This window comes from Nakamurella sp. (genome assembly GCF_048594475.1).
Lineage (GTDB): Bacteria > Actinomycetota > Actinomycetes > Mycobacteriales > Nakamurellaceae > Nakamurella.
Genome location: NZ_JBMDXT010000396.1, coordinates 1 through 5,827 on the forward strand (window position 1 = coordinate 1; position 5,827 = coordinate 5,827).

General features: G+C 70.7%; 4 protein-coding genes and 1 pseudogene. 3 read left to right on the top strand and 2 right to left on the bottom strand.

Annotated features, from left to right (window positions below; translation table 11 throughout):
• Positions 1 to 186 (bottom strand): annotated as a pseudogene (locus ACOJUF_RS17820) (L-lactate permease); the annotation flags it as partial.
• 182 nt (positions 187 to 368) lie between these two features.
• The gene (locus ACOJUF_RS17825) at positions 369 to 1,286 is read right to left on the bottom strand and encodes a LysR family transcriptional regulator (protein ID WP_420123161.1); all 918 of its coding nucleotides are present in this window, start codon (positions 1,284 to 1,286) and stop codon (positions 369 to 371) included.
• 562 nt (positions 1,287 to 1,848) lie between these two features.
• Here ACOJUF_RS17825 and ACOJUF_RS17830 point away from each other — a divergent pair.
• The 3 genes from ACOJUF_RS17830 (at position 1,849) to ACOJUF_RS17840 (ending at position 5,729) form a co-directional block, all read left to right on the top strand.
• Complete coding sequence (locus ACOJUF_RS17830) at positions 1,849 to 3,345, top strand: CitMHS family transporter (protein WP_420123162.1); 1,497 nt, start codon at positions 1,849 to 1,851, stop codon at positions 3,343 to 3,345.
• Between the two features lie 175 nt (positions 3,346 to 3,520).
• Positions 3,521 to 4,768, top strand: coding sequence for a CaiB/BaiF CoA transferase family protein (locus ACOJUF_RS17835; protein WP_420123163.1), 1,248 nt, complete (start codon positions 3,521 to 3,523; stop codon positions 4,766 to 4,768).
• Positions 4,769 to 4,907: 139 nt separating this feature from the next.
• Positions 4,908 to 5,729, top strand: a complete 822-nt coding sequence (locus ACOJUF_RS17840; protein ID WP_420123164.1) for an HpcH/HpaI aldolase/citrate lyase family protein — start codon at positions 4,908 to 4,910, stop codon at positions 5,727 to 5,729.
• Positions 5,730 to 5,827 lie beyond the last annotated feature (98 nt).

Sequence of the window (5,827 nt, forward strand, 5' to 3'; positions counted from 1 at the left end):
CATCCCGAACGCCAGGATCGCCACCAGGATCGACGCCGCCAACCCGGCCAACGCCGCGAAATGGGCCTTGGTCTTCAACACCCCCAGGAAGATGAAGACCACCGCCAACGGGATGATCGAGACCATCGCCGTCAGGAAAACACTGTCACCGACCGCGGTGACGTCGGGCTGATACGGGGTCGCCATTGAACCTCCACGGGTGGAAATAGCTCGGTCGAGCACAGACGGTGTGACGGCGGGTGAGTGCGTCCGGCGATCGCTGCTCATGGTGTCGGGTGATCAGATTGCGGTCCACTTGAGATGTGCTGTCGTCCCATGCTGATTCCGCATTCCGCGTATGCAGCATGTGGTGCCCGGCCGGCGCTCTGCTAGTCCGCCCGACCCGGCCCGGAGCGCGCCGGATCGGCCGGCGGCGACCCGACGCCCGACTCCAGATAGCCGGAAAGTCCGGCGGCGAGTGCCGCGAGTGTGGCGGCGGCGTGATGATCGGCCAACCAGGATGCGAACAGCGGTGCCGTCATCCGGCCGCCGGCCGTCATGACCGGGACCGGGATCAGATCGAAAGCAGGATCCCCGCAACCGACGGCCACTCCTCGTCCGGCCGCCGCATTCGCCATCGCGACCGGCGGCCAGTCGTATTCCTCCGCCGTCCGGTAAACCAGCCCCTCGTGGGCGGTGGCCTCGTCGATGATGTGCCGGACGTGCCGCCGGCGGTTCGGCAGGATCAGGGCATGCTCGACGAGTCGGTTCAGGGGCACCGACCTGTTGGCGGCCAGATCGTGGGTAGCCGGAACGAACGCGTGCACGGTCCGCCGCGTGAGTACCGAGACCGCGAGGTGTCCGGGCGGGACGTCGTCATCGACGACCAGGTCGGCGTCCGCATCGAGCGATGCATAGACCTTTCCCGCCTCGGCCGACCGCACGGCGAGCGGCGGAAGGCCGCTCGCGGATGCGATGAAGGGCGCCAGCACCTCGTAGGCGGTGACGGCGGACGCCGTGACCTGGACCGCCGTGATTGCGCCGCAGGCGATGTCGCCGGCAAAGGACTGGACATCGGTGGCCGTGGCCAGCAGCGTTCGGGCTCGTGGCAGCAGTTCCCGGCCCGCCGAGGTCAGCACCAGCCGGCCGTCGACGGGCCGGAACAGCACGAGACCGATCTCCCGTTCCAGCCGGTGGAGTTGGCGGGACAGGGACGGCTGGCTGACGTACAGCTCTTGGGCCGCGGCGGTCACCGATCCGGCGTCGGCGACGGCGATGAAGCAGCGCAACAGCCGCAGGTCGACCACGTGCCGGGGACCGGCCGTCCCCGAGGAACGACCGCGAGAAGCATCCTGTTCCATGACCGCCTTTGGGCGTGAGTGGGCCGATGGTGCGGCTACCGTCGACGGCGTCGGTGATGTTCCGGCGGTCAAGGTCGGCACAGGTAGCCCTCCTACAGGCGTAAACGTCGTTGTCGCGGGCCGGCGGTGGGGACGGGCAGCGTGCTGAGGTGGGGAGGCACTGATGCATTTGGTAAGACCAAACGATGTCTTGACCATAGAGCACGGACCGATGCGTGTCCAGAGCCCGCGGCGTATCGGCCGGGGGACGACGGATCGTCGCCGTCCGGTCAGTGGTCACCGCGCGATGACGGACGGTCCGGGCTGAACCGGACCCGTCCGCCGTTCGCGGTGGTCCGTCCGGGGGTGCGGACACCCCCCCACCCCCGCACCGCCGCATCGTCGACCGGTGACCACAACGACCACAACGACGCCAAAGACGAATAGCGGCACTTGTTTTTCCAAGCATCGACGCTCCGCCACGCGACCTTACGGTTTGTCTACCAGCGACTTTCCGAAGGGAGCACCGATGCTCATCGCCCTCGGCTGCGTGATGATCGCAGTTTTCATGTATTTGATTCTCAGCAAGAGAATCGTCCCGGTGATCGCATTGATTCTGGTGCCGATCACCATGGGCCTGGTCGCGACCGGACTCGGCATCGCCGAGGACGTCGAGGGCGGCGTCACCGGCGCCATCATGAAGGCGATCAAGGACTTCGCGCCCACCGCGGCGCTGCTGTTCTTCGCCATCATCTACTTCGGCCTGTTGATCGACGTGGGCCTGTTCGACCCGCGGATGCGCTTCATCCTGCGCGTCGTGGGCAACAACCCGGTCAAGGTCGTGCTCGGCACCGCCCTGCTCGCCGGTGCGGTCTCCCTGGACGGTGACGGCTCCACCACGTTCATCATCACGGTCTCCGCGCTGCTGCCGATCTACCGCCGGCTCGGAATGAGCCCGGTCGTGCTCTGCGTGGTGGCCAACCTGGCCAACGGCGTGCTCAATATCGTGCCCTGGGGCGGTCCCACCATCCGGGCCGCGACGGTGCTGAACGTCTCGCCCTCCGAGCTGTTCAACCCGATGGTGCCGGGCATGATCATGGGCATCATCACGGTCTTCGTGCTGGCCTACTTCCTGGGCCGCAGCGAGAAGAAGCGGCTGATCAAGTCGGGTCTGACCCTGGACACGGTGGCCGCCGAACTCCGCGGCGGCAGCGGTGGCGGCACCGGCACCGCAGTGCTGACCGGCCCGGGCGCCGGGGGCGCCGGAACCGCCACCGGGGGCGACTTCCCGCCGGTCCCGCCGGCCAACCTGAACCTGTCCTCGATCGCCCGCTCCGAGCTGGGCGTCACCGACGACGGCGAGCACTCCGACATGGAGGACGGCCTCGACCCGAACCGCAAGACCCTGCGGCCCAAGCTCATCTGGTTCAACCTGGCGCTGACCGTCGGCCTGCTGGTCTGCCTGGGCCTGGACAAGCTGCCGCTGTCGCTGGTCTTCATGGTCGCCGCCGCGGTGGCCCTGGTGGTCAACTTCCCGAAGCAGAAGGACCAGGCCGAGCGGATCACCGCGCACGCCACGTCCATCGTCTCGGTGGTCGCCATGGTCTTCGCCGCCGCGGTCCTGGTCGGCGTGCTGTCCGGCACCGGCATGGTGACCGCGATGGCCAACGGCATCGTCTCGGCCGTCCCCGAACCGCTGGGCCCGTACTTCGCCGTCATCACCGCCATCCTGTCGATGCCGCTGACCTTCTTCCTGACCAACGACGCGTTCTACTTCGGCATCCTGCCGATCCTGTCGCAGGCGGCCGGCCACTACGGGATCTCCCCGGTCGAGATGGCCCAGGCCTCGATCATCGGCCAGCCGGTGCACATGACCAGCCCCCTGGTCCCGGCGATGCTGCTGCTCATCTCGCTGGCCCGGGTCCAGATGGCCGACCACCACAAGAAGGTCATCTGGCGGGCGGTCGTCTGCTCGATGGTCATGCTGGCCACCGCGCTGGTGCTGGGCGTCATCCCGATCGGCTGACCGTCGGTCCCGCCCACCCACCCCGGCTCTGCCCCGGGCCCGGCGACCTCCGCCGTCGGGCCCGGGGCAGCTCCACATCACATCCCCTCGCCTGCCCGAGCTCTCGTCCCGCTCGACCGCCTCACCTGACCGACCGCGTTGCCTGACCGACCGCCGATCGCGACAAGGAAACGACATGACCGTCACCCACGACGCCCCCGCTCCCTCCGACCAGGACCCCCGCGAGAGCCGCCGCCAGCAGGGCGCGCTCGCCGGCTACCGGGTGATCGACGCCGCCACCGTGTACGCCGGCCCGCTCGCCGCGACCATGCTCGGCGACTTCGGCGCCGAGGTGATCAAGGTCGAACACCCGACCGGCGACTCCGCCCGCACCCACGGCTGGCGCAAACACGGCAAGGGCCTGTGGTGGAAGACCCTGGGGCGCAACAAGCGGACGGTGACCGCCAAGCTGTCCGACCCGCAGGGCCGAGAGCTGTTCCTGGATCTGATCCGCACGGCCGACGTGCTGATCGAGAACTTCCGGCCCGGCGTGTTCGAGAAGTGGGACCTGTCGCCGGAGACGCTGCACGAGATCAACCCGGACCTGGTCATCCTCCGGGTCACCGGCTTCGGCCAGGACGGCCCGTACGCCCAGCGGCGGGCGTTCGGCACGCTGATCGAGGCGATGAGCGGCCTGGCCCACATGACCGGCGAGCCCGACGGGCCGCCCACGCTGCCGCCGTTCGGCCTGGCCGACGGGGTGTCCGCGCTGGCCGGCGCGTACGCGGTCACCATGGCGCTGCTGCACAAGGAGCGCGGTGGTCGCGGTCAGGTGATCGACCTGTCGCTGCTGGAACCGCTGCTGCTCATCCTCGGGCCGTCGCCGTCGGTCTACGACCAGCTCGGTGAGGTGCCCGGCCGGCACGGCAACCGGTCGCCGAACAACGCCCCCCGCAACACCTATCTGACCCGGGACGGCCGGTGGGTGGCCGTCTCGACCAGCTCCCTGTCGGTGGCCGAGCGGGTGCTGACCCTGGTCGGCCACCCCGAGGTGATCGCCGAGCCGTGGTTCAAGTCGGCCGGTGAGCGGGTCGAGCACGCCGACGAGCTCGACGGCTACGTCGCCTCCTGGATCGCCGCCCGGGACGAGGCCGAGGTGGTCGCCGAGTTCGACCGGGTCGGCGCCGCACTCGCCCCGGTGTACACCGTGCACGACTTGATGAACGACCCGCACGTGATCGAGCGGGACATCGTCACGACGGTCGACGACGAGGACTTCGGACGGCTGAAGATGCAGAACGTGATGGTCCGGATGTCCGCGACGCCCGGCGGGATCGACTGGACCGGGCGGGATCTCGGCGCGGACAACGAGGAGGTCTACGTCAAGGAACTTGGCCACGACCTGGACCGGATCCGGGCCCTGCGCGACGCGGGTGTGCTGTGACGGCCGGCCCGCCGGTTCCCGGCGCCGGCCTGATCCGCGGCGAGGATCCGGCGGCCCGGCGCGGCCGGACCGCCCCCACCCGGATCGGCCCGGCCATCCGCTTCCCCGCCCCGACCATCCCGATCGCGAAGGTGCAGCCGTGAGCTTCGATCTGAGCAGTCCGACGAGCTACCTGTTCGTGCCGGGTCACCGGCCCGAGCTGATCGCCAAGTCCCGCCGGTCCGGCGCCGGCGCCGTGGTCATCGACCTGGAGGACGCCGTCGCCCCGGCCGACCGGCCGGCCGCCCGGATCGCGGTCCGCGCCGCGCTGGCCGCCGAACCGGTTCCCGGGCAGCAACTCTGGGTCCGGATCAACGCCCCCGGGACGGCCGACGCGGAGGCCGACCTGACCGCCCTGGGCGACCTGCTCACCCATGCCCGGGTGCCCAAGGTCGACGACCCCGCGCAGATCGACTGGGTGGCCGACCGGGCGCCCCGGCTGGCCGCCACGCTGCCGGCCGTCGAGTCCGCGGCCGGGCTGCTGGCCGCCCCGGCCGTGGCCGCCCACCCGCTGGTCGCCCGGCTCGGCCTGGGCGGGGTCGACCTGGCCAACGACCTGGGCTGCGACGGCAGCCCGGCCGCGCTGGCCTACCCCCGGTCGGTGCTGGTCGTCGCGTCCCGCGCGGCCGGCCTGCCCGGTCCGGTGAACAGCGTCTACGCCCGGCTCGACGATCCGGACGGTCTGCTGGCCCACGCCCGGGCCGCCCGGGCGCTCGGCGTCGGTGCCCAGTCCGCGCTGACCCCCCGGCAGCTGCCGGCGATCCACGAGGTGTTCGGCCTGGCCGCCGAGCGGGTGCGGTGGGCCCGCGAGGTGCTCGGCGCGTTCGAGGCAGCGGGCGGCGCCGCCTGCCGCACCCCTTCCGGCGATTTCGTCGATCTGCCCATCGCCCAGGAGGCGCGCCGCATCCTCGCCGCCGTCTGAGCTCCGGGGCGGGTCGCGTCCGGGGCGCCCCGCCCCGGGCCCCGCGTGTCGATCCCGACGAGCACGTCCTCACTCTGGCCGGTTGAGGGCGTGCTCGT

Excerpts from the sequence above, each read along its gene's own strand:
- ACOJUF_RS17830 (WP_420123162.1), top strand. The coding sequence starts at position 1,849 with ATGCTCATCGCCCTCGGCTGCGTGATGATCGCAGTTTTCATGTATTTG.
- ACOJUF_RS17835 (WP_420123163.1), top strand. The coding sequence starts at position 3,521 with ATGACCGTCACCCACGACGCCCCCGCTCCCTCCGACCAGGACCCCCGC.